This is a genomic window from Paractinoplanes ferrugineus (assembly GCF_016862195.1).
In the GTDB taxonomy this organism is placed as follows: domain Bacteria; phylum Actinomycetota; class Actinomycetes; order Mycobacteriales; family Micromonosporaceae; genus Actinoplanes; species Actinoplanes ferrugineus.
This window is the reverse complement of sequence record NZ_BOMM01000016.1, coordinates 283,292-307,033: the sequence shown is the minus strand read 5'-3', so window position 1 is coordinate 307,033 and position 23,742 is coordinate 283,292. Positions and strand designations below refer to the sequence as shown.

At 71.0% G+C, this 23,742-nt stretch carries 20 protein-coding genes and 1 riboswitch; of the genes, 8 read left to right on the top strand and 12 right to left on the bottom strand.

The features are described from left to right. The first annotated feature begins 60 nt into the window (after positions 1-60). Together Afe05nite_RS12215 and Afe05nite_RS12210 are read left to right on the top strand one after the other, a co-directional pair. Positions 61-3,624 carry a hypothetical protein gene (locus tag Afe05nite_RS12215; RefSeq protein ID WP_203817131.1) on the top strand — a complete coding sequence of 1,188 codons (3,564 nt, stop codon included), beginning with the start codon at positions 61-63 and terminating at the stop codon, positions 3,622-3,624. 446 nt (positions 3,625-4,070) lie between these two features. After that, positions 4,071-5,162 (top strand): acyltransferase family protein, encoded by a 1,092-nt coding sequence (locus Afe05nite_RS12210; RefSeq protein ID WP_239117754.1) that lies wholly within the window; start codon positions 4,071-4,073, stop codon positions 5,160-5,162. Between the two features lie 70 nt (positions 5,163-5,232). Here the strand turns inward: Afe05nite_RS12210 and Afe05nite_RS12205 are convergent, their stop codons facing one another. From Afe05nite_RS12205 to Afe05nite_RS12175, 7 genes are all read right to left on the bottom strand, one after another. Beyond that, a complete protein-coding gene (locus Afe05nite_RS12205; protein WP_203817129.1) occupies positions 5,233-6,999 on the bottom strand; it encodes an ABC transporter ATP-binding protein in 1,767 nt (588 codons plus the stop codon). Then, positions 6,996-8,726 (bottom strand): ABC transporter ATP-binding protein, encoded by a 1,731-nt coding sequence (locus Afe05nite_RS12200; protein ID WP_203817128.1) that lies wholly within the window; start codon positions 8,724-8,726, stop codon positions 6,996-6,998. The genes Afe05nite_RS12205 and Afe05nite_RS12200 overlap by 4 nt, the downstream gene beginning before the upstream one ends. A 377-nt stretch (positions 8,727-9,103) precedes the next feature. Continuing rightward, positions 9,104-9,412, bottom strand: a complete 309-nt coding sequence (locus tag Afe05nite_RS12195) for a helix-turn-helix domain-containing protein (protein ID WP_203817127.1) — start codon at positions 9,410-9,412, stop codon at positions 9,104-9,106. Positions 9,413-9,453: 41 nt separating this feature from the next. Beyond that, entirely contained in the window at positions 9,454-10,914 is a 1,461-nt protein-coding gene (locus Afe05nite_RS12190; RefSeq protein ID WP_203817126.1) for an ATP-binding cassette domain-containing protein, read from the bottom strand. 154 nt (positions 10,915-11,068) lie between these two features. Further along, positions 11,069-11,545 (bottom strand): Crp/Fnr family transcriptional regulator, encoded by a 477-nt coding sequence (locus tag Afe05nite_RS12185; RefSeq protein WP_203817125.1) that lies wholly within the window; start codon positions 11,543-11,545, stop codon positions 11,069-11,071. Between the two features lie 180 nt (positions 11,546-11,725). After that, positions 11,726-12,085, bottom strand: coding sequence for a fluoride efflux transporter CrcB (gene crcB, locus Afe05nite_RS12180; RefSeq protein ID WP_203817124.1), 360 nt, complete (start codon positions 12,083-12,085; stop codon positions 11,726-11,728). Further along, positions 12,082-12,477, bottom strand: a complete 396-nt coding sequence (locus tag Afe05nite_RS12175) for a fluoride efflux transporter FluC (RefSeq protein ID WP_203817123.1) — start codon at positions 12,475-12,477, stop codon at positions 12,082-12,084. Before Afe05nite_RS12175 ends, crcB begins: the two co-directional genes overlap by 4 nt. 116 nt (positions 12,478-12,593) lie before the next feature. Here Afe05nite_RS12175 and Afe05nite_RS12170 point away from each other — a divergent pair, with 116 nt between their 5' ends. Further along, positions 12,594-13,163, top strand: coding sequence for a DM13 domain-containing protein (locus tag Afe05nite_RS12170; RefSeq protein ID WP_203817122.1), 570 nt, complete (start codon positions 12,594-12,596; stop codon positions 13,161-13,163). Between the two features lie 23 nt (positions 13,164-13,186). On the opposite strand, the gene Afe05nite_RS12165 is transcribed toward Afe05nite_RS12170, so the two are convergent. Beyond that, positions 13,187-14,776 (bottom strand): serine/threonine protein kinase, encoded by a 1,590-nt coding sequence (locus Afe05nite_RS12165; RefSeq protein WP_239117753.1) that lies wholly within the window; start codon positions 14,774-14,776, stop codon positions 13,187-13,189. Between the two features lie 315 nt (positions 14,777-15,091). Here Afe05nite_RS12165 and Afe05nite_RS12160 point away from each other — a divergent pair, with 315 nt between their 5' ends. The 5 genes from Afe05nite_RS12160 (at position 15,092) to Afe05nite_RS12140 (ending at position 20,644) form a co-directional block, all read left to right on the top strand. Beyond that, entirely contained in the window at positions 15,092-15,358 is a 267-nt protein-coding gene (locus Afe05nite_RS12160) for a GlsB/YeaQ/YmgE family stress response membrane protein (RefSeq protein ID WP_203817121.1), read from the top strand. Between the two features lie 84 nt (positions 15,359-15,442). After that, positions 15,443-16,012: a TetR/AcrR family transcriptional regulator gene (locus tag Afe05nite_RS12155; protein ID WP_203817120.1), complete on the top strand. Its 570-nt coding sequence runs from the start codon at positions 15,443-15,445 to the stop codon at positions 16,010-16,012. After that, positions 15,955-16,908, top strand: a complete 954-nt coding sequence (locus Afe05nite_RS12150) for an alpha/beta fold hydrolase (RefSeq protein ID WP_203817119.1) — start codon at positions 15,955-15,957, stop codon at positions 16,906-16,908. Before Afe05nite_RS12155 ends, Afe05nite_RS12150 begins: the two co-directional genes overlap by 58 nt. Before the next feature lie 91 nt (positions 16,909-16,999). Next, positions 17,000-17,199, top strand: a riboswitch (cobalamin riboswitch). 104 nt (positions 17,200-17,303) lie between these two features. Next, positions 17,304-19,649 carry a ribonucleoside-diphosphate reductase subunit alpha gene (locus Afe05nite_RS12145; RefSeq protein WP_203817118.1) on the top strand — a complete coding sequence of 782 codons (2,346 nt, stop codon included), beginning with the start codon at positions 17,304-17,306 and terminating at the stop codon, positions 19,647-19,649. Beyond that, positions 19,646-20,644, top strand: coding sequence for a ribonucleotide-diphosphate reductase subunit beta (locus Afe05nite_RS12140; protein ID WP_203817117.1), 999 nt, complete (start codon positions 19,646-19,648; stop codon positions 20,642-20,644). The genes Afe05nite_RS12145 and Afe05nite_RS12140 overlap by 4 nt, the downstream gene beginning before the upstream one ends. A gap of 147 nt (positions 20,645-20,791) precedes the next feature. On the opposite strand, the gene Afe05nite_RS12135 is transcribed toward Afe05nite_RS12140, so the two are convergent. The 4 genes from Afe05nite_RS12135 to Afe05nite_RS12120 all read right to left on the bottom strand — a co-directional run bounded on the left by Afe05nite_RS12135 (position 20,792) and on the right by Afe05nite_RS12120 (position 23,684). Next, a complete protein-coding gene (locus Afe05nite_RS12135) occupies positions 20,792-21,058 on the bottom strand; it encodes a GlsB/YeaQ/YmgE family stress response membrane protein (protein ID WP_203817116.1) in 267 nt (88 codons plus the stop codon). Positions 21,059-21,123: 65 nt separating this feature from the next. Beyond that, on the bottom strand, positions 21,124-21,756 hold the full coding sequence (locus Afe05nite_RS12130) for a 3-oxoacid CoA-transferase subunit B (protein ID WP_203817115.1): 633 nt from the start codon (positions 21,754-21,756) through the stop codon (positions 21,124-21,126). Next, entirely contained in the window at positions 21,753-22,412 is a 660-nt protein-coding gene (locus Afe05nite_RS12125) for a 3-oxoacid CoA-transferase subunit A (protein ID WP_203817114.1), read from the bottom strand. Before Afe05nite_RS12125 ends, Afe05nite_RS12130 begins: the two co-directional genes overlap by 4 nt. A gap of 96 nt (positions 22,413-22,508) precedes the next feature. After that, entirely contained in the window at positions 22,509-23,684 is a 1,176-nt protein-coding gene (locus tag Afe05nite_RS12120) for a thiolase family protein (RefSeq protein WP_203817113.1), read from the bottom strand. Positions 23,685-23,742 lie beyond the last annotated feature (58 nt).

The window sequence follows — 23,742 nt, the reverse complement described above, 5'->3', positions numbered from 1 at the left end:
AGCCACTCCTTGCGTCCCATCCGTCATCGGTCACCGGCCCGCGTCGTTCGCGGTGGGTCCGTGACCACGCCGGCCCTTCTGCTTCGTGACTCCAAGATCCGCGCCGCGGCGTTCGCGCTCGCGCTGCTGGCCACGTTCGTGGCCGTCGTCGCCATGCGGGCCACCCCGGCCGTCGCCTCCACCAAGGCCCAGCGCGCGGCGCTCGCCGCATGGTGGGCGCCCGTGCACTTCCAGGACGTCGACACCACCGGCACGACCTCGCTGGACGGCAAGTCCGACTACATCACCTCGTACGACTTCGACGGCGACGTCAACGCCCGTGACAACTGGGAGAACACCGGCGAGAAGCCGCTGGCCGCCCACGTCTACTACTCGGTGGTCCAGACGCCGAGCTTCTCCTACCTGCTCTACACGTTCTTCCACCCGCGGGACTGGGCCGACGGCGCCCTGGACGACTACCTGGAGGACGCGAGCGAGCACGAGAACGACTCCGAGGGCGCCCTGGTGATCGTCAAGAACGACGGCTCCGAGCACGGCGTGCTCAAGGCCGTCATCACCGTGTCGCACAGCAGCTTCTACTCGTGGATTCCCGCGGGCAGCGACTTCACCAGCGGCGAGGAGGACGTCGACGGCGCGATCGGCATGATGAACAGCACGCACGGCGACAACCACCTGCGCCCGTGGACGGCCGCGCAGGCCAGCACGCATGCCGTGTGGGCCATGGGGGCCACCCGCAAGCCGTCGCCGGACCTCGGTGACCAGCTCCGCAACGGCGACGGCATCATGTATTACCCCGGCACCGCCGCCGAGGTGCCGGACAGCGCCAACGACCGTGACGTCCAGTACGACCTGATCGACGTCTTCGTCCACAGCGGCATGTGGGACAACCGCTTCAACACCCAGTTGTTCGCCAAACCCGACAACTTCGCCGGTGACGACACCGGCAACCCCCACGGTGTCGCCTGCGGTGTGGGCAAGGCCGGAGGCTGCGGCGTCGACTCGGCCAGCGCACCGTGGGCGTGGGACGACGCCGACGACACCGCCGGCAAGGGATACCTGGCCTCGAACCCGGGCGAGCTCGTCCACCAGTACTTCGACTGGCCCGGCAAACCCGCCACCCCGGACGTCGACTACACGGAGAACCTCTACTTCGGGGTGACGGCGCCGGAACCCACGCCCACCACCCCGACGAACCCGTACCGGCCGGACGCCAGGACCTTCACGATCCGGGAGAACAGCCGGGAGTTCACCACCACCCAGCCGAACAACTCGGTGGCCACCTACACCTGGACCGACGGCGAGCAGCCGCGGGAGTGGCTGACCGCCGCCGACGCCGCCGGCACCGCGCTGGAGTACTCGATGACGCCGGTGCCGGTCGCGACCTGGGGCAACCCGGCCACCACGGTCACGGTGAACCCGGGCGCCACCTACCAGACGATCGACGGTTTCGGCGGCGCGATGACCGACTCCGCGGCGTCGCTGCTGCTCGGAGCGTCCAACGGCAACCAGGCGATGACCACGTTGTTCGGCACCGGCACGGGACAGGCGGGGCTGACGATGGTGCGCTCGCCGATGGGGTCGAGCGACCTGATGGCCGACGGCCACGACTTGCACACGTACGAGGACGTCAAGGGCAGTTTCTCGGCCGACGCCACGGCCAGCGACAAACGGCAGATCGCCGCGTTGCAACAGGCCAAGTCGATCGCCGGCGGCAACTTCAAACTGATCGGTACGCCGTGGAGCGCCCCGGGCTGGGCCAAGCGCGGCGGTGCGCTCAAGGCGAAGGGCTGCGGGATCGAGGCCGACGAACTCGACGTACGGCAGGCGGGCGCGTACGGGGACTACTTCCGCAAGTACGTCGACGCGTACAGCGCGAAGGGCATCAAGCCGTGGATGGTGTCGTTGCAGAACGAGCCGCAGAACTGCAAGACCGCCATGCCGACCACGCTGTTGTCGGCCGGTGACTCGGTGGCGCTGGCCGGTCAGCTCAAGGCCAAACTGCCCGGCGACGTCAAGGTGCTGGGCTGGGACCACAACTGGAACGACAAGCACTACGTGGACGCGCTGACCGCCAGCGGGCGCTTCGACGCGGTCGGCTACCACTGCTACGACGGTACGCACTACGGCAACCAGACCATGGCGGTAGCGACCTACATGACCGAGTGCTCCGGATTCGTCGACCAGTCGAGGAACGTGGCGCAGAACCTCGGGTGGGAGGTCGCCAACATGCTGATGGGGCCGCTGCGGTACAACTCGAAGGGCTCGATCTACTGGAGCCTCGCCCAGGACCAGAACGGCGGCCCCCACCTGAACACCGGCGATGCGTGCCGGACCTGCCGGGGCATGCTGACCCTGAACTCCTCGGGGCAGCTCGAGCCGAGCCAGGACTTCTACTACTACGCGCAGTTCTCCGCGTTCGTGAAGCCCGGTTCACAGCGGATCGACTCGGGTAGCTCCCGGTACGACGACGGTGTGTCGAGCGTCGCCTTCCGTAACGGCAACACCACCACGGTGGTGGTCCTGGTCTCCGACACGCAGCTGGCGAACGGCGGGTCGGCCGGCTCGGACGAGCGGGACCTGCGCCGGCACATCCTGCAGTTCAACGGGGAGAACGCCGCGCAGAAGACCGCCTGGCTCGTCGGGGCCGACGGCTACCGGCGGTGGATCAGCGACGGGTCGACGTTCAACTGCCTCAAGTACGACGCCGGGATGGCGGGCCCGGACGATCTGCCCGGCGGCGCGCTGGACAAGTACATCAACTTGGAAAATGTGTGGGCGGTCTGCGGTGCGTACACGATGGGCGCCACCAGTGAGCTGGAGGTGGGCACCTACATCAAGTCCGGTGGTAACGCGCGTCTGACCTTGACCGCGAGTGGCCTGCGGGCGGTCGACTCGCTCGGGCGGACCCGGTGGGCGCCGAGCGGGACCGGTGACCGGTTGATCCTGCAGGAGGACGGAAACCTCGTGCTGTACGCGGGGAGCCGGGCGGTGTGGGCCAGCGGCACGATGGGCTCCGGGGCGGCGTGGTTGTCGATCCGTGACGACGGAACGTTCATCCTGAGCGACAAGGCGAACAAGAAGGTGTGGGTCAGTGACACCGGCGCCCGTGACTACAAGCGCATGATCGTGCAGTACGACGGGGACACCGCCGCGCAGAAGACCTCCTGGCTGGTCGGCAACGACGGTAACCGCCGCTGGGTGCCGGACCTGGCCACCTTCCAGTGCCTGCAGTCCGCCGGCGCCGGCAACCCGGTCTCGCTCAGCAGCGACGTCCTGGACAAGCTGCCGAATCTCACCGATGTGTGGGCGGTGTGCGGCGCCGACCGGCTCGGCCCGAACAGCGCTCTCGAGTCGAAGGGGTATCTGAAGGCGGGTGACTACCGGCTCACGGTGACCGCCACCGAGCTTGTCCTGACCCGTAACGGGACGCGCGTGTGGGGTCCCGGCCGGGCCGGGGCGCAACTCAAGCTGCAGACCGACGGCAACCTCGTGCTGCTCGACAGCTCCGGCAACCCGACCTGGGCGACCGGCACCAACGGCAAGAGCGCCGGGTGGCTGGTCCTCGGGACCGACGGTTCCCTGCGCCTGTACGACGCGGCGGGCAAGCAGGTCTGGACCCGCTGATCCGCGCGGCCCACGATCCGCCCGTCCGGACGGATCGTGGGCCGCGCGCGCGTTCGGCTGACCGGTCTCCGGGGGTGTCATGATCGGGTGGCCGGGTACGGGGTTGCCGGACCGACTCCGGACCGACGATGTCGACGAGGATGCGTTCGCGCGCGGCGCCAACGCGGTGACGGCGCTCTTGCGCGTCTCGGTCCGGCGGCCGGTCGAGTCGATCCATCCGGCGCGGGACAGGGCGGGGGCCGGCGCGCGCCGATGTGGCGGCGCTGGTGGCCACGGTGCGAGGGGTACCGGGCTGGGCGAGCCGCCGGCTTGGGACGCCGACAGGTCCGCCGGCGCGTAGACGCAAAGCAGCACCGCCGACACGGAGCGTGAAAATCGCTCGGATATTTGTGCCAGCATCCCCACCAGGGCGGCAAGGGTTGCTCGCGCCGCCTAGCGTGCCGTGGGTGTCCACTCCTCGATTGGCTGCCCTCGATGGGCTCCGGCTCCTCGCGGCCGTGGCCGTGGCCGTCTTCCACCTCGGCGTCGGCTGGCGGATCGACGGAGTGCGCCCGCCCGCCTACTTCCTGCCGACCGCGTCGCACTGGGCGATCTACGGCTTCCTCGGCGTCGAGCTGTTCTTCCTGATCAGCGGGTTCGTCATCTGCATGAGCGCGTGGGGGCGCACCCTCGGCGGCTACTTCGTGTCGCGGGCCAGTCGGCTCTACCCGGCCTACTGGGTGTGCATCGCGATCACCGTGACCGTGCTGGTGGCCCTGCCGATCAGCGGTGGTGTGCCGGTCGAGGGACTGCCCGACCTGCCCGGCATCGCCGTCAACCTGACGATGCTCCAGCAGCCGCTCGGGGTGGCCTCGGTCGACACGGTCTACTGGACGCTCTTCGTCGAACTGCGGTTCTACCTGCTGTTCGCGATCGTGGTGTGGGCCGGTACGACGTACCGCCGAGTGGTCCTGTTCTGTGCCGTGTGGCTGACCGTGGCGGTGCTGGCGCCCGCCTGGAAACTGCCGTTCGTCGAGCTCGTCGCCGTCCCCGAGTACGCGTCCTACTTCGTCGCCGGCATGGCGATGTACCTGATCTACCGGTTCGGGCCGACCCCGCTGCTGTACGGCGTCGTCGGCATGGCCTGGCTGGTGTCGATGAGCCGGCTCGGCCGGCGGCTCGCCGACGTGCACCCCGGCTTCGAGGTGCCGTCCTGGCCCGGCTACCTGCTGGTGACGCTGTGCTTCGTGGTCATGCTGGCGATCGCCCATCACCGCGCCGACCTGATCCAGTGGCGGGGGCTGACCGTGGCCGGCGCCCTGACCTACCCTTTCTATCTGCTGCACCAGCGGATCGGCTACACCCTGATCCGCACCGCCCACAACCTCACCCACGCCCCGCCGTGGGTGCTGATCACCGGCGCCATGCTCGTCGTCGGTGGCCTGGCGTGGCTGGTGCACCGCTACATCGAACGGCCGCTGACCCCGCTGTTGCGGGGCAGCCTCAACCGGGGCATCGCCGCCACCCGGGCCCCCGCGCTCAGCGCCGGCCGGCAATGACGCGAGCGCGGACCGGCGCCGGACTGCGGCGGTCGCGCGGCCGGGGCGGCCGGGGCGGGCGGGGTGGTGGTCAGCGGTAGGCGCGTTCCTGCAAGGTGTAGAGCTCGGCGTAGGGGCCGGCGGCGGTCATCAGGTCGGCGTGGGTGCCCTGTTCAAGGATGCGGCCCTGGTCGAGCACGACTATGTGGTCGGCCATCCGGACGGTGGTGAAGCGGTGGGAGACGAGGACGGTGACGGCGCCGGCGAGGCGGGCGGTGCGGGCCTGGTCGACGAACAGTTGGAACAGTTCGTGTTCGGCGAGGGGGTCGAGGGCGGCGGTCGGCTCGTCGAGCACGACGCAGAGCGGGGGGCGGGCGGCGGTGGTCTCGCGCAGCAGGGAACGGGCGAGGGCGAGGCGCTGCCACTGGCCCAGTGAGGGTTCGATGCCGCCGAACGGGGCGCCCAGCCGGCTTTCCAGGCCGTCGAACGACGGGGCGCCGGCCCGCGCGATCGAGTCGGCGATCAATGGGCCGGTGCGGATGTGGCGAACGTTGCCGACGCCGACCGTCTCGCGCAGGCGCAGCCGCAGCCGGGCGAAATCCTGGTGCACGCCGGCGAGCCGGGCGTTCCACTGCACCGGTGACAACTCGGTGAGCGGCACCCCGTCGACGGTGAGGTGGCCGGCGGACGGCACGTGCAGGCCGGTCAGCAGTTTGATCAGGGTGGACTTGCCGGCCCCGTTGGCGCCGACGATCGCCACCGTCCGCCCGGCCGGCAGATGCAGGTCGACGTCGTGCAGCGTGTTCGCCTCGGCGCCCGGATAGCGGAAACCGACGCCGTGCAGGGTGATCCCGTCGGCCAGGACCGGGGGCGGCGGGGCGCCGGCGGTGTCGGCCGGGTAACGCCGCAGCCACCAGTAGTGCGAGACGGCCTGCCCGGCCTCGGCGGCCACGGTCAGGCTGTCGAGCACCGTACGCAACTGGCTCTGCAACTGGGTGGCCAGCGACACGACGAGCACCGCCGCGCCGACGGTGGTGCGGTCGTCGCGGATCAGGCGCGCGACCACGATGATGGCGAGGGCGAACCCGGACGCGTACACCACCCAGGCCGCCGTCTGCCAGGCCGCGCCCCGCAGCCGCGCCACCGACTCGCGGACCGCCGCCGTCTCCCACAGCTCGAGGGCCCGCCGGTTGAGGGCGGCGCCGCCGTCGGTGAGCATGACCTCCTTGGCCATCTCGGGCTGGACGCACATCTCGTGCAGGCGTTCCTCGTGCCGCTGCAGCTCGGTGCCGGCGTCGCGGGCGTCGCGCAGCAGCCGGTCGGCGCGCCGGTTGGCCAGCAGCAGCGGCACGCCGAGCGCGGCCAGCAGGCACAGCACCGGGCTGATCGACGCGAGCAGCCCGACCGTCACGACGAGCCCGAGCACCGCGACCACCGAGTCGAGCGCCGTCCACGGCATCGCCGACAGGGCCTGCGAGCTGTTGAAGATGCGGTTCCACCGGTCGATGTGGGGGGCGTGCTCGAGGTGCGTGATGGTCGGGATGGACGACACCAGCCGCTGGATCTGCTCGCTCAGCCGCCCCCGGACGCGGCCCACGAGGTAGATCAGCAGGTTGCCGCGGACCCGGCCGGTCACGCTGCTCATCGCGTACGCCAAGGCGCCGCCCACGACCGCGACCACCACGCCCCCGGCCGCCCCGGCGGCGCTGTCGTCGACGAGTTCGCGCTGGCTCAGGCCCATGGCCGCGATCACGCCGGCCTGCCCGACGACGAGCACCGCGAGAACGACCGCCGAGCGCCGCCCCTCGCGCAGGGTCAGCCGGGTGATGTGGGCGAGCAGCCGCCACCAGTCCCTCATCGGAACGCCTCCGCCTGGGTGCGGAAGAACCGGGCGTACCGCCCGTCCAGCGCGAGCAGCTCGTCGTGGGTGCCGTCCTCGGCGACCCGGCCGTCGTGCAGGAGCAGGATGCGGTCGGCGGACCGGACGGTCGACAGCCGGTGCGAGATGAGCAGGGTCGTGGTGTCACCGACCTGCGAGATGACACGCTCGTGGAACTCGGCCTCGGCGCGCACGTCGAGGTTGGCCGTCGGCTCGTCGAGGATCAGCAGCCGCCGGCCGGTCGCGACCGCGTGCAGCGCCCGAGCGAGCGCCACCCGCTGCCACTGACCGCCGGACAGGTCGGTGCCGCCCTCGCCCTCGCGCCACAGCAGCGTGTCGAGGTCGGCGGGCAGGCTGTCGGCGCCGGCCCGGCGCAGCGCCTCGCGGACCGCGTCGTCGTCGGCCGCGCCGCCGGGTGCCACGTTGTCGCGCAGGCTCGCCGGGTAGCGCACGAAGTCCTGGAACAGCACTGTCACGGCCGGCCGCTGCTCGTGCGGGTCGGCCCCGCCGACCGTGACCCGGCCCCCGGTCGGCCGGTAGAGCCCGGCGAGCAGCTTCACGAGGGTGGTCTTGCCGGCCCCGTTCTCGCCGACGATCGCGACGATCTGACCCGCCGGCAGTGTCACGCTCAGCCCGTCGAGCACCGGTTCCGCTGAGCCCGGGTAGGCGAAGACGACGTCCTCGAAGGACACCGCGGGCGGCCCGCCGGTGGCCGGCGCGTCTCGGCGCTCCGTGCGGCCATGCGCCCCGAGCAGCTCGTCGGCGGCCGCCACCCCGCGCAGACCGTACTCGATGTCGAAGGCCTCCATGCCCATCGCGCTGATCGCGAGCACGCCGAGCCCGGCCAGCACGACCGTGATCAGCCGGCCCGCCGCCAGGCGCTCGCCGAGGACGGCGGCGGCCGGCAGGCCCAGGGCGGCGCCGGCCGCGCCGGCCAGCACGGCGGCGGCCCACCACTGTCCACGAAGGACGCCGACGAGCTCCCGCCAGACCGGGCCGTAGGTGCGGGTGTTGACGGCCCGGAACCGGTTGCCGAACCAGTCGCTGAGCCCGTAGAGCCGCACGTCCTTGGCCGCACCCATGACCGACTGGCTGCCCACGTAGTATTCGTAGCGCTGGCCGGCGGTGTCGGCGTCGAGCTTGTCGATGATGCCCAGCCACTGCCGGCGCATCACCGCCCGCAGCAGCAGGGCGGTGGCCAGCAGGCCGAGCGCGAGCGGGATCGAGAAGGCGGCGACCACCGCGGCGGCGGCGAGGGCGCTGAGCAGGCGCACCATCAGCTCGAGCTGACCGGCCGCGGCGTTGCCGGCCGACCGGTCGCGGGCCAGCCCGGTGCCGTTGTCGATCGCCCGCGAGACGCGGTCCTGGAATTCCGGGCTCTCCAGCACGTCCAGGCCGGGCAGCCCGGTGGCGAGCGCGCGCAGCCGCCCGCGCAGGTCGCCGTCGACGCGCCGGACCAGCAGGTTGCGCACCGGCTGGATCAGCAGCCAGGCGACCTGGTCGGCGAGGAACAGCCCGGCCACCGCGACGGCCGCCGGCACCGCCCCGCCACCCGGGGTGAACAGGGTGGCGGTGAGCCGGCCGACGGCGACGGCCAGCGCCGCCGGCAGCGCCGCCCGGATCAGCTGCAGGAGCACGAGCGCGGCCAGCAGGGCCCGCCCGCCGCGAGGCAGCAGGCGCAGCAGGCGCACACGCTCGGAGACCATCGACACCCCCGTGTTCGAGTGGCGCCGATGTTACCCGGCGGCGCCGACAAGTCGCGCCCGGTTGTCCGGCCGGGAGGGTGCGCCTCGTGCGGACCGGCGAGAACAGCACCCGGAAGACCCCGAGCAGGGCGCCCGCGGTGGCGATCCACAGTGCCGGGCGTACGCCGACGGCCGCGCCCAGGGTCCCACCCGGGACCGCGCCGATCGCCGGATGCCGTAGCCGACCGTGCGCTGGACGCCGGCGACGGCGGCCGGCCGGCTCGCCGCCGTCTGCACCGAGCCGGCGGTGATGCGCCGCGACGAACTCCGCCGCGAACAGCATGACGAGCACGAACGGCTCCCGGGCGGGCGGCACGAGCAGCATCGGCGTCGTCGTCTCAGTCAGCGGGCAGCGCCATGGTGATCAGCCGCACCGGCCGGGTCCCGGCTCGCTTCGCCCCCGCGTAGCGGGCGAGCAGCTCGTCGATCTGCTCGCCGAGCTGGCGCAGCTCGCCCGCGGTGAGGTGGCGGAGCGCGTCGCTGAAGCCGGCGGCGGTCCGCCACTCGACCGGCTCGTCGGCGCGGGAGGCGGCCCGGGTGGCGGTCATCGGCCCGTCCCCGCGCAGCAGCCCGATCAGCCGCATGCGCAGCGGATGGGCATAGGCCCGCAGGGAGCGGGCGTCAGCAAGCTTCACCTCGTCACGCATAAGGTAGAGAGTGCTTTCGAAAGACCTCCGCAGCAAGTGGGTCAGAGCCGCAGAACGGGCCAGGCGGCCAGGTCGGCGAGCATCTGACGGTCGTGGGTGGCGACCACGACCGCCGCCGTGGTCGTGCGCAACGCGGTCGTCAGGTCGTCGACGAGCGATGCGGACAGGTGGTTCGTCGGCTCGTCGAGGATCAGCAGGTTGGGCCGCGCGGCCAGCAGCTCGGTCAGCTGCCGGCGCCGCCGCTCGCCGGGGGACAGGTGGCCGTCCGGTTCGCTCTCCTGACTTAGCCAGGCCACCCGCGCCCCGGGCCGGTGCCGCACCTCGCCCGCCGACGGCTCCCGCCGGCCCGCCAGCACGGCCAGGAGCGTCGACTTCCCGGCGCCGTTCGGGCCGGTCACGACCAGGCGGTCACCGCCGCTCAGGGCCAGGGTGGTGGGCACGCTCAGCCGGCCGGTCACCCGCACCCCCAGGCAATCGAGCAACGGTACGCCCGGACGGGCGGCCGGATCCGGGCAGAGCAACGGCTGCGGGGGTACGGGAACCGTGAGCCGGTGTTCGTCCAAAGTGTCCTGGCGGCGGCGCAACGCCTGCACCATGCCCGGGGCGCGGCTCTGTCGCTGATGCCGCCCGGTGCCCTTGTCGGGGCGCCATCCCGTGCTCAACCGGTCGCGCGCCTCGGACACCGCCACCTTCAGCCGCTCGTGCTCGGCCTGCTCGGCCGCGTACTCCGCGAGCCAGCTCGCCCACAACCGGGCGCGACCCTCGCGCCAGCCCGGACAGCCGCCGGCGTACAGCCGCGGCCGGCCGTCGGCGGTCGGGTCCAGGTCGAGGAACTCACCGGCCACGTCGCGCAGCAGCGCCCGATCGTGGGTGACCACCGCGAACCCGCCGGGATGGTGCCGCAGCCGGCCGGTCAGGAAGTCGAGGCCGCCGGCGTCGAGGTGGTTGGTCGGCTCGTCGAGCAGCATCAGATCGTCGCGGGCGCCGAGCACGCAGGCCAGCCGGACCCGATAGCGCTGTCCCACCGACAGCGTGTCCAGCCGGCGGTCCCGGTCGGTGCAGGCGTCCAGGCCGGCGAGGGCGATGTCGACCCGGCGCGGTGCGTCCCACGCGTCGAGCCGGGTCGCCGCCTCCAGGGCGTTGGCGTACGCGTCCGCGGCCGCCTCGCTCCCGGCGGTCAGGGCGGCGGTGGCGTCGTCGATCGCGCGCAGCGCGAGCAGCGCCGGCCGGATCGCGTCGGCGACCAGCGTGCCCACCGTCCCGCCGCCGTGCGCGTCGAGTTCCTGCCGCACCACGGCGAGCGAACCGGCGCGCCGCACCGTGCCGGAATCGGGCCGGCGCAGACCGGCCAGGACGTGCAGGAGGGTCGTCTTGCCGCGGCCGTTCTCGCCGACGACGGCCAGCCGGGAACCGGTCGAGACGGTGACGCTGACGTCGGACAGGACGGGGCGACCGCCCAGGACGACATGGATGTTCTCGGCGCGGATGTGCGCGTTTCGCATTGTTCTGCTCTCGGCTCGTCAGGGAGCCGGGCAGCGTCAGGCACCGCCCGGCGGGACACCGGGACGGCGGAACAGATCAGAGTGAGCCGGCCGCCGTCAGCGGCGAGCCCGCAACCTCATCGCGGCGGTACCTGCGTAGCGCATGCCGACCAGACTAACTCGTCACCCCGGGGTACGCGTACAGCTCGACCAGGCGGTGCCGGGCCTTCTGCAGGCGGTCGGCGGTCACCCGCAGGATCCGGGCGGTCAGTTCGCGGCCCAGCTCGGGGTCCTCGTCGACCAGGTTGCGCACCGCCGCGGCGTCGAACTCGACAGCCCGGACGTCCTCGGCGACCACCGCGCCGAACTGCCAGCGGTACGGGACCGTCAACCAGGACCAGCCGATCAGCGTACGGGGCCCGACCCGGTCGATGACGATGTCGCCCCGCCCCGGCACGTAGAAGTCGATCGCCACCACGCCGCTGTGCAGCAGCCAGAACCGGTCCGCCGCACCGTCCTCGCGGAACAGCCGGTGCCCCGTACCGTAATAGACGGGATGGCCGGTCCCGGCGAGCCGGGTGATCCAGTCCCCGGGCAGGTCGGCGACGAAGTCGTGCACGGCCAGCAGGTCGAAGACGCTCAGCGAGGGCATGGCTCTCTCCTCTCCGGGATTGCCGCGATCAGCGGCAACGTGCGCGGCACGAGGTTCACCCCGGCACCCGGGCCCGGGTGCCGGGCACCTCTTGATGATCGGGCCGCCGGACCGCCGGCCAGTAGGGTCTTTCGGCTCCCCGGCCGGGCGACGCCGGCTGTTCCCGGTGGCCGGCGGCGCTCAGGCGACGGCCTGGCCCAGGACGATCCCGAGGGCCGCCGCGCCGAGCCCGGCGAGCACCGACCCGGCGACGTTGGCCAGGGCGGTCCGGCGGTTGCCGTGCTGCACCAGCTTCAGCGTCTCGTAACTGAACGTCGAGTACGTCGTCAGGGCACCGCAGAATCCCGTACCCAGCAGGGCTCTGCTCCCGGGGTCGGCGGGCAGGGCGGTGAGCAGGCCCAGCAGGAAGGAGCCGGCCACGTTGACGGTGAGCGTGCCCCAGGGGAAGGCGGAGTCGTGCTTCGACTGCACGGCCCGGTCGGTGAGATAGCGCAGCGGCGCACCGACGGCGGCGCCGATCGCGACGAGCAGCAGGGTCATGCCCGGACCAGCCGGCCGGTCAGCTCGGTGCCCGCCCAGACCGCCGCCAGCGCCCCGAGCAGGGTCAGGCCGAGACAGGCGAGCGCCACCCAGGGTGAGCCGGCCCCGGCCGCCTGGTAGAAGTCGGCGATGGAGGTGGAGAACGTCGTGTAACCGCCGAGGATGCCGACCCCGACGAACGGCCGCAGCAGCTTCTGGTCGGGCGCCACCCGCGTGACGATCACCATCAGCGCTCCGATGAGGAAGCATCCGGTCACGTTGATGACGAGCGTCGACCAGGGGAAGGCACCGGCCGCGTGGGGCCAGGCCGCGGCGATGCCGTAACGGGCGAGCGCGCCGAGCACCCCACCCGCCGAGATCACGCCGAGCACCGGCGCCGACCGCAGATCCATCACATGACTCCCGACCAGAAAATTCGCCGGCGGGCCCCACCGCCGGGATCACACGCTACCCACGCCGTCACCGTTCGGTAAGAAATTCCGCCGGTCCGATGCGATGTACTGAGCGGGTGATGACGCGTCTGATCCGCCGGCCGCTGGCCTGGTTCGCGGCCCTGGTGCTGGCCCTCACGGCCGGGGCCGGTCTCTACTGGTTCCAGCCGTGGAAACTCGTCACCGATCGGGCGGTCGACGAGACACTCACCGCCGTGCCGGCGCGGCCGAACGCCGCCGCCTCGGTATCCGCATCGGCATCGGCATCCGCATCGCCACCGCCGTCCGGCCCGGTCGTGGTGCGGCAGGGTGAGTTCATCAGCCACGAGCACGACACCAGCGGCGTCGCCCGGGTGATCCGCGACCGGAACGGCTCGCAGGTCCTCGAACTGGTCGGCCTCGCCACGTCGAACGGCCCGGACCTGCGACTCTGGCTCTCCGACCAGCCGGTGCGCCCCGGTGCACCGGGGTGGCGCGTCTTCGACGACGGGACCTGGCTCGAGCTGGGGCGGCTCAAGGGAAACCGGGGCAACCAGCGGTACGCCGTCCCGGCCGGCACCGACCTCGACCGGCTCGCCAGCGTCGCCATCTGGTGCAAGCGCTTCTCGGTCTCGTTCGGCGCCGCCCGGCTCGCACCCACCACGTGACGCCGCCGCCCCGTCCGGGCCGGTCAGAGCGCCCGGGCCTCGAGGTTGGCGAAGTGCACCGAACCCGCCGAGCCCTCCTCGGACTGGACCAGTCCGAGCCGTAAGGTGCCCTGGCTCAGCCCGGGATCGTCGACGACGGCGGTCAGCACCGATCTGCCGTCGAGGCGGCACTTCGCGATGTTGTCGGCCACGTCGATCCTGATCTGGTGGCGGCTCGCGACGTCCACTGTCGCGTTCACGTAGCTGAGCGTGCGGGCCTCCCCGCTGCGTGGATAGAGGGTGAACGACACGGTCTGCGGGCAGACGCTCAGCCCGTACCCCGCCTTCCCGGCCGTCCGGAACCGGACCAGCGCGCAGGCGTCCGGCGTCAGATCCTGGAAGTTCACCTTCACCGACTGGTCGCCGGCGAGGCTCGCCGACGGACCGGGACAGACGACCTCGTCGGTCGAGTCGGAGGTGACCACGAAACCGTCCTCGTCGAATTCGCAGCTGTACTTCTCGGTCCTCTTCGCCGGCCATCTCCCCGGTGCGGTGAGGGCGTCGACGACCGATATCCCGGCCGGCGACGCGGAACCCGGGGTCCCGGCCGGCGACGTGGACACCGCGGCGGGGACGGCGCCGGTCGCCGGGTCGTCCCGCCGGACCGACCGCATGCCCAGCGCCGCGGCGACGGCCACGGCGAGCACGGCGGCGGCGATCGCCGCCGGCCGGGGCCCACCGAGCCGGCGCCAGCGGCTCGGCCGCGCCACGGGTGGCACGGCCGGCTCGGTTCGCGGCCGGGGCGACCGGGACACCGCCTCCGGGCCGGCGGCGAGCAGCATGTCGAGCAGGTCCTGGGCACTCGGCCGGGCGTCGGCCGGTTTGGCCAGCGCACGTTCGACCAGATCGCGCAGGGTGCCGGTGAGCCCGTCGAGGTTCGGCTCGGCGGTGAGGATCCGGACGGCGGTCGCGGTGGGGGAGTCGGCGGCGAACGGGGTACGGCCGGTGGCCGCGTACGCCACGAGCACGCCCCAGGCGAACACGTCCACCGCCGGTGTCGCCGCGGCCCCGTCCAGCCGCTCCGGCGCCATGTAGGACAGCGTGCCCACCATCTGATCCGGGCGGGTGTGCTCGGTGGTGGACTCGAGCGCCCGCGCGATGCCGAAGTCGATGACCTTCGGGGAACCCAGGGCGAACAGGACGTTCGGCGGTTTGAGGTCGCGGTGGACGACACCCGCGCCGTGGATGGCGACCAGCGCGGTGGCCACGCCGACCGCGACGCTGTGCAGGTTGCCGCCGGTCAGCGGGCCCCGCTCGGTGACGACCTGGGCCAGGTTCGGGCCGTCCACGTACTCGACGACCAGGTAGGGGGTCTCATGGTCGGGATCGGCGTCCAGCACGGCGGCGGTGCAGAACGGCGGAACCTGCCGGGCGCGGGTGACCTCACTGCGGAACCGGCCACGGAACTCGGCCTGGGCGGCGTACTCCGGCTTGATGATTTTGACCGCGACGCGCCGGCCGTCGCCGGCCCGGGCCAGATAGACCGCACCCATGCCGCCCTCGCCCAGCAGCCCGAGCAGCTCGTAGCCGCCCAGCAGCCGAGGATCCTCGGGGCGGAGGGGCTTGGTCTGCACGCCGGGCCTCGCTTAGCAGGACTACGTCATGGGACCGGCGCAATGTAACAGGAGGACGGCTCGCCGAACCCGGGCCGGGTCGCGACCCCGCCCGCAAGCTGTGGGACTACGAGCCGGTGGCGAACGGGACGGTGATTCTCTCGATCGGCGACCACCACGACCTCGTGGTGGAACCGCCGACCAGCCGTGGGGCGCGCTCGGCGTCGCCGCCCGCCCCGGCCCGGCGCGGGTCTCAGCGAACGCACAGTCGCCATCCCGGTCCAGGCCCATCCGGTGGCGCTAACGTCGCAGCATCCGGCAACCTAGGAGCTCGTCGTGCCCGTCACCGGGATAGTCACCGCCATCGTCGTCGGTCTGATCGTCGGCGCGCTCGGCCGGCTCGTCGTGCCGGGCCGGCAGCACATCCCGATCTGGCTGACCGCGCTCGTCGGGGCCGCGGCCGCGCTGATCGGCACGTTCATCGCCGCGGTCATCGGGGTGGCCGACACCTCCGGCGTCGACTGGATCGAGTTGATCATCCAGGTGGTGCTCGCGGCGGCCGGCGTCAGCCTGGTCGGCGACATCCGGGGCCGCCACACCTGAGCCCTCCGCCGCGCCGGGCGCCGCACCGCAGGAATCGGTGGACCTAGGTAGATTAGGATTTAACCTAGGGACATTAGGAGAACTGTGCCGCGTACAAGGCTCACCCCGGACGCCTTGGTGTCCGCCGCCGCCGACCTCGCCGACGAGATCGGTTTCGATCACCTGACGCTGTCGGCGCTCGCCAAGCGCTTCGGCGTGCGCGACGCCAGCCTGTACACCCACCTCCGGGGCCTCGCCGACCTGCAGGAACGCGTGGCGCTGCGCGCACTCGGCGAGTGGGCCGACGCGCTCGGCGCGGCCATCGCGGGACGATCCGGCCACGCCGCCCTCAGCGCCTTCGCCGACACCTACCGGAGCTTGGCCACCGGCCGGCCCGGCCGCTACGCCGCCACCCGGCACCCGGTCCCGCCCGAGCGACTGGCCGCCTCGGGCGAGGCCGCACGCGTCGTCGAGGTCTGCTACGCACTCCTGCGCGGCTACGACCTGTCCGAACCGGACGCCACCGACGCCGTCCGGTTGCTGCGCAGCACCCTGCACGGCTTCAGCGATCTGGAAGCCACCGGCGGCTTCACCGCCGACCGCAGCCTCGACACCTCGTGGCGGCGAGTGGTCGAGACCCTGCACCACATCCTGACCGACTGGTCCAAGATCTAGACAGGAGAAATCCCATCCCCACCGCGACGCTCACCCTCAACGGCACCGCCATCGACTACGACCGGCGCGGCAGCGACGGCACACCACTGCTGCTCCTGCCCGGCGGCTCCGGCCACGCCGGCGTCCTCGACCGCCTCATCGCACACCTGGCCGGCCACTACCGCGTCGTCGCGATGTCCAGCCGCGTCGCCTCGGCCGCCCGAGCCGGCACCGTCGACGAGGACCAGCACCCGAGGGTCCACGCCGAGGACACCGGCGCGCTGATCGCAACGCTCTTCGACGAGCCGCCGACCGTGTTCGGCTTCAGCGCCGGGGCCATCACCACGCTCGAACTGCTGGCGCGGCACCCCGAGCACGTCAAGCTCGCGATCGTCCACGAACCACCGGTGACCGCCCTCCTGCCGGACAGCGCACGCCATCGCAGCGCTCTCGAAGCGGTCCGGACGGCCGCGCGCACCGATGGCCCGGCCGCGGCGGCGAAGCTCATGACCGCCGCCATGACGCTCCCCGGCACCGACGCCACCCCGGCCGAGCTGCACCACCCCGGCGACTGGCTCGACGGCTACGCCGGCACCCACCCCGAACCTCCGGACCCGGAACTGCTGGAGCTGTTCACCCGGCTCGCCGACCTCCAGCCGGTGTTCCTCGAGCACGTCCTGATCCCCTTCACCACCGGCGAACTCGATCTGACCGCACTCGAAGCAGCCTCGGCACGCCTCGTCCCCGCCGCGGGCATCGACTCCCGCGGGCAACTGCCGTACCGGGCCGCCGCGGCGCTCGCCGGCCGGCTCGGCCTGCCCCTGACCGAGCTTCCGGGCGGCCACCTCGGTCCCGTCGAGCGGCCGACGCAGTTCGCTCACGCGCTGAGGGCATTGCTCGACGAGCGGCGAGAGTAGGGGCCAAGGCCGGCACCGAGCGTGACTGCAGGTGACACGCCGACACATCATGTGGTGTTGCGCTGACACCCCCGTACCCATATATGGTGGCTCTCGCAGCTGGTTCGGCGGTCTTCTCCAGATCGTCGAGGCAACAGGGAACCCGGTGCGAGTCCGGGACTGCCCCGCAGCGGTGAGTGGGAACGAAAGCCGTCATTCGAGCACTGGGTCGGCTGACCTGGGAAGCGACGGCCGGTAGGACGAGGCACGACGCCCACGAGTCCGAAGACCTGCCAGCGCGCCGCACGCCGACCGGTGTGCGGCGGTCCGAGGCCGCGTGGGACGGCTGACGCCATCAACCGGACCGAGGGCCGTCCGGTGGCGTTCCCCCGCGCGCTCGAAAGAGGGGGACGGGCATGACGGTTACGCGGGACACGACCGTGCCGGAGCAGCGACGGCACGTCATGCGAGTGCGCAAACGTAACGGGGATCTCGACACCGTCGACGTCAACAAGATCGTCAAGGCGGTCGAGCGGTGGGTCGGCGACCTCGACGAGGTCGATCCGCTGCGGGTCGCGACCCGGACGATCAGTGGGCTCTACGCCGGCGCCACCACCGCCGAGCTGGACAAACTGTCCATTCAGACAGCGGCGGAGCTGATCGGCGAGGAGCCGCAGTACTCCCGCCTGGCGGCGCGGCTGCTCATCGCGTACGTCGACAAGGAGGTTCGCCTTCAGGGGGTCGCGTCCTTCAGCCAGTCCATTCGGCATGCCCAGGAGAACGGCTTGATCGCCGATTCCACAGCGGCTTTCGTACGGCGTAACGCGCGCGAACTCGACGACGCGGTGGACCCGGCCGGCGACCTGCGTTTCGAATACTTCGGCCTGCGCACCGTGGCCGACCGTTATCTGCTGCGGCACCCGGAAAGCCGCCTGGTGGTGGAGACCCCGCAGTACTGGCTGTTGCGTGTCGCCTGTGGACTGTCGCACGAGCCGGCCGAGGCGATCGGTTTCTACCGGCTGATGTCGTCCCTGGCCTACCTGCCGAGCTCGCCGACCCTGTTCAATTCCGGCACCCGGCACACCCAGATGTCGTCGTGTTTCCTGGTCGACTCGCCGCGCGACGAACTCGACTCCATCTACGAGCGTTACCACCAGGTCGCGAAACTGTCGAAGTTCTCCGGCGGCATCGGCATCTCGTGGTCCCGCGTCCGGGGCCGGGGCGCGCTCATCCGCGGCACCAACGGCAGGTCCAACGGCATCGTCCCGTTCCTGAAGACCCTCGACGCGGGGGTCGCGGCGGTCAATCAGGGCGGCCGGCGAAAGGGCGCGGCGTGCGTCTATCTGGAGCCGTGGCACCCCGACGTCGAGGAATTCCTGGAACTGCGCGACAACACCGGCGAGGAGTCCCGGCGTACCCACAACCTGAACCTGGCGAACTGGATCCCGGACGAGTTCATGCGCCGGGTCGAAGCCGACGAGGACTGGTCGCTCGTCGATCCGTCGGACGCCCCGGAACTGCCCGACCTGTTCGGCGAGGCGTTCGACGACGCCTATCGCAAGGCGGAGAAGAAGGCCGTCAAAACCGTCAAGGCCCGCGACCTGTACGGGCGGATGATGCGCACGCTGGCGCAGACCGGCAACGGCTGGATGACGTTCAAGGACGCGTCGAACCGGTTGTCCAATCAGACCGGCGCGCCCGGCAACACCATTCACCTGTCGAATCTGTGCACCGAGATCCTCGAGGTGAACAGCGACGACGAGACCGCGGTCTGCAATCTCGGCTCGATCAACCTGGCCGCCCATGTCACGGCGGACGGGGTGGACTGGGCGAAGCTGCGGGAAACGGTCCGCACCGCTGTCGTCTTCCTCGACCGGGTCATCGACATCAATTACTATCCGTCGCCGCAGGCCGCGAGGTCCAACCCGCGCTGGCGACCGATCGGCCTGGGCCTGATGGGGCTGCAGGACGCGTTCTTCACCCTCCGGCTGCCGTTCGATTCCGCGGCGGCGAAGGAGTTCTCCACCCGCGTACAGGAAGAGATCTTCCTGACCGCTCTGGAGACGTCGGCCGGGCTGGCGGCGGAATCCGGGTCGCATCCGGCATTCGCCCGGACGCGGGCCGCCGAGGGCGACCTGCACCCGGATCTGTGGGGTGCCGAACCGGCTCAGCCGGATCGCTGGGCCGCGCTTCGTAAGGACATCGGAAAGCACGGTCTGCGCAACTCGCTGCTCGTCGCGATCGCGCCGACCGCCACCATCGCGTCGATAGCCGGCTGCTACGAGTGCATCGAGCCGCAGGTGTCGAACCTGTTCAAGCGCGAGACGATGTCCGGTGAGTTCCTTCAGGTAAACACCTATCTGGTGCGGGAACTGAAAGCGCGAGGGTTGTGGACGTCGTCGATCCGCGAGCGGATCAAACGGGCCGAGGGGTCGGTCCGGGACCTCACCGAACTGCCCGATGACGTACGCGAACTGTTCCGCACCGCCTGGGAACTGCCGCAGAAGGCACTCGTCGACCTGGCCGCCGCCCGCGCGCCCTACATCGACCAGTCCCAGTCGCTGAACCTGTTCCTGAGCGCCCCGACCATCGGCAAGCTCTCCTCGATGTACCTGTACGCCTGGAAAGCCGGCCTGAAAACCACCTATTACCTGCGTTCGCGTCCCGCCACGCGCATTCAGCAGGCGACTGTGTCGATCGCGCCGGTCGAGGCGGTCGCCTGTTCCCTGGAGAACCCCGAATCCTGTGAGGCCTGCCAATGAGCCTGCTCGACCCCGGAATGGACCTCACCCTGCGGCCGATGAAATATCCGCAGTTCTTCGACCGGTTCAAGGACGCCATCAAGAACACCTGGACCGTCGAGGAGGTGGACCTGCACACCGACCTGGCCGACCTCGGCAAATTGTCGGCCGCCGAACAGCACCTGGTGTCGCGGCTGGTCGCGTTCTTCGCCACCGGTGACACCATCGTCGCCAACAACCTGGTGCTCAACCTCTATCAGCACGTCAACTCGCCGGAGGGCCGCCTCTACCTCTCCCGGCAGTTGTTCGAGGAGGCCGTGCACGTCCAGTTCTACCTGAACCTGCTGGACACCTACGTGCCGGACGCCGACCAGCGGGCGGCGGCCTTCGCGGCGGTCGACAACATCCCGTCGATCGCCCGCAAGGCCGAGTTCTGTTTCAAGTGGATCGACTCGATCTTCGAGATGCGGACCCTGGAGTCCCGCGCCGACCGGAAGAAATTCCTGCTCAATCTGATCTGTTTCGCGGCGTGCATCGAGGGACTGTTCTTCTACGGGGCTTTCGCGTACGTCTATTTCCTTCGTTCCCGAGGTCTTCTGCACGGCCTGGCGAGCGGCACCAACTGGGTGTTCCGCGACGAGAGCATGCACATGGCGTTCGCGTTCGACGTGGTCGACACGGTCCGCCGGGAGGAACCGGACCTGTTCGACGAGCAGATGCGCGAGCAGGTGCGGGACATGCTCGCCGAGGCGGTCGAATGCGAGGTCCAGTTCGCCGAGGACCTGCTGGAACAGGGCGTCTCCGGAATGTCCCCGGCGGACATGCGGGAATATCTGCAGCACGTGGCCGACCGCCGCCTGGCGGTGCTGGGCCTCGAGCCGATGTACGACAGCAAGAACCCGTTCGCGTTCATGGAGTTGCAGGACGTCCAGGAACTGTCGAACTTCTTCGAACGCCGCGTCTCCGCCTATCAGGTGGGCGTCACCGGAACCGTCCGCTTCGACGACGACTTCTAGCCGAACCGCCTCTGGGTGAACCGCCTCTGGGTGAACCGCCTCTGGGTGAACCGCCTCTGGGCGAACCGCCTCTGGGTGAACCGCCTCGCCCGGTGAATTCCGGGCGAGGCGTTGCGCCGGCGAATCCTGGATTCGCCGGCGGATCGGTCAGGGCCGGCGGCCGCGCATGCCGGCGACCAGGGCGACACCGCCGGCGGCCAGCGCCACCTGAAGGATCAGCTCGATCCAGTCGATGCCCCGGGTGTCGTCGACACCGATCGCCGCGGCGATGAACGTGCCGATGATGGCGGCGACGATGCCGATCAGAATGGTCAGCCAGATGGGGATGTTCTGCTTGCCGGGGACGACCAGGCGGCCGAGCGCGCCGACGATGAGGCCGATGATGACGGCGGTGATGATTCCGGTGACTTCCACGTCACGCTCCTCCATTGCCGGGTGGTACTGACCTTCTTCCCCCTTCCGGCTCCGGTCAAGCGTTCTCACGGCCGCAGCAACGGCACGTCCAACCGGGACGCCAACTCGTCGAACGAGATGCCGAACGTGTCCCGCACGACCACGCCGTCCCCGGTGATCAGGAACGTGGCAAGGTCGGTGTAGACGCGGTCGACGCAGCCGACACCGGTCAGCGGATAAGTGCACGACGGCACCAGCTTGGCCGAGCCGTCCTTGGTGAACAGCGTCATCATCACGTAGACGCTGCGGGCCCCGATCGCCAGATCCATCGCCCCGCCGACGGCCGGAATCGCATCCGGTTCACCGGTGTGCCAGTTCGCCAGATCGCCACCCGCCGACACCTGAAAGGCGCCCAGCACGCAGACGTCGAGGTGGCCGCCGCGCATCATGGCGAACGAATCGGCGTGGTGGAAATACGCCGAACCCGGCAGCTCGGTCACCGGTATCTTGCCGGCGTTTATCAGATCCGGGTCCACCTCGTCCCCGGCCGCCGCCGGCCCCATGTTGAGCATGCCGTTCTCGGTGTGCAGCACCACCCCGGAACCGGCGGCCAGATGATCGGCGACCAGGGTCGGCTGACCGATTCCCAGATTCACGTACGAGCCGGGCGGGATGTCCGCCGCGATCTGCTCGGCGATGGCATTCTTGTCGAGGCTCATATCCGCACCACCCGGTCGACGTAGATGCTCGGGGTCACGACCGCTTCCGGATCCAGCGAACCGGTATCCACGATCTCGTCCACCTGGACGACCACGAGCGCGGCGGCCGTCGCCATGACCGGCCCGAAATTGCGCGCCGTCTTGCGATAGACCAGATTGCCCAGCCCGTCGCAACGGTGCGCCCCGATCAGCGCCACATCTCCGCGGACAGGGTATTCGAGCAGGTAGGTGCGCCCGTCGATCTCCCGCGTCTCCTTGCCCTCGGCCAGCGGCGTGCCGACCGCGGTAGGCGAGTAGAAAGCCCCGATCCCGGCCCCGGCGGCCCGCATCCGCTCGGCGAGATTGCCCTGCGGGACAACCTCCAACTCGATCTTCCCGGCCCGGTAGAGGCCGTCGAACACCCACGAGTCGGTCTGCCGCGGAAAAGAGCAGACCACTTTACGTACGCGTCCCTGCGCCAACAATGCGGCAAGCCCGGTGTCCCCGTTCCCCGCATTGTTGGAAACGATGGTGAGGTCGCCGGCGCCCTGCGCGATGAGCGCGTCGATCAGCTGAACCGGCATACCCGCCATCCCGAAGCCACCCACCAGAACCGTGGACCCGTCCCGGATGTCGGCCACCGCTTCGCCGGCCGTCTCAAAGAACCGCGCCGTCACTTATCCCCTCCTCACCCCAACTTGAACAATGCTCGGCACGTCCGCCCCCACGTACGGAAAAGGGGTCAAGGCGGCTCATCCGGACAGGGGGCGGTTTCACGACACGTTCTCCAGGACTACGGCCAGGGCCTGGCCCACTCCGATGCAGATGGCGGCGACGCCCCAGCGGGCGCGGGACTCGATCAGGCGGGCGGCGAGGGTGCCGAGGATCCGGCCGCCGGAGGCGCCCAGCGGGTGGCCGATGGCGATGGCGCCGCCGCGGGCGTTGACGATGCCGGGGTCGATGTGCCAGGCGTCCACGCAGGCCAGGGACTGCACGGCGAACGCCTCGTTGAGTTCGACGGCGGCGACGTCGGCCCAGGTGATGCCGGCTCGGACGAGGGCGCGGTCGGCGGCTTCGACGGGGGCGTAGCCGAACATCGGGGGTTCGACGGCGGCGACGCCGCGGCCGGCGATGCGGGCCAGGGGGTCGCGGCCGATCCTGGTGGCCGCGGCGGCGGAGGCCAGCACGAGGGCCGAGGCGCCGTCGTTGAGGGGGGAGGCGTTGCCGGCGGTGATGGTGCCGGTGGGGCGGAACGAGGGTTTGAGGGCGGCCAGGTGGTCCGCCGTCGAGCCGGGGCGGATGCCTTCGTCGCGGGTCAGGTCGCCGGCCGGGACGACGAGGTCGTCGTAGAAGCCGGCGTCCCAGGCGGCGGCGGCCAGGTTGTGGGAGCGGGCGGCGAACTCGTCCTGCCGTACCCGGGAGATGCCGAATTTGTCGCCGAGCATCTCGTTGGCCTCGCCCAGCGAGACCGTCCACTCGGCCGGCATGTGGTCGTTGACGAGGCGCCAGCCGAGGGTGGTGGAGACCGCCGTCATGTCGCCGGCGGGGTAGGCGCGCGAGGGTTTGGGCAGCACCCAGGGGGCCCGCGTCATCGACTCGACTCCGCCCGCCACCACCACGTCGGCGTCGCCGGACTCGATGGTGCGGGAGGCGATCATCGCGGCGTCCAGCGACGAGCCGCACAGCCGGTTGACCGTGGTGGCCGGCACCGTGACGGGCAGCCCGGCGAGCAGCACGGCCATCCGGCCGACGTTGCGGTTGTCCTCGCCGGCCTGGTTGGCGCATCCCCACACGAGGTCGCCGATGGCGGCCGGGTCGAGCGCGGGTGTCTTCGCCAGCACGCCGGTCAGGGCCGTGGCGGCCAGGTCGTCCGGGCGCTCCGCCGCCAGGGCGCCGCCGAAACGGCCGAACGGGGTGCGGACCGCGGCGTACAGGTAGGCGGAGTTCATGTCACCAACCTAGGCCCGTCTCACTCATTACCACCAATAGCAAATCCGAAGCGATTGA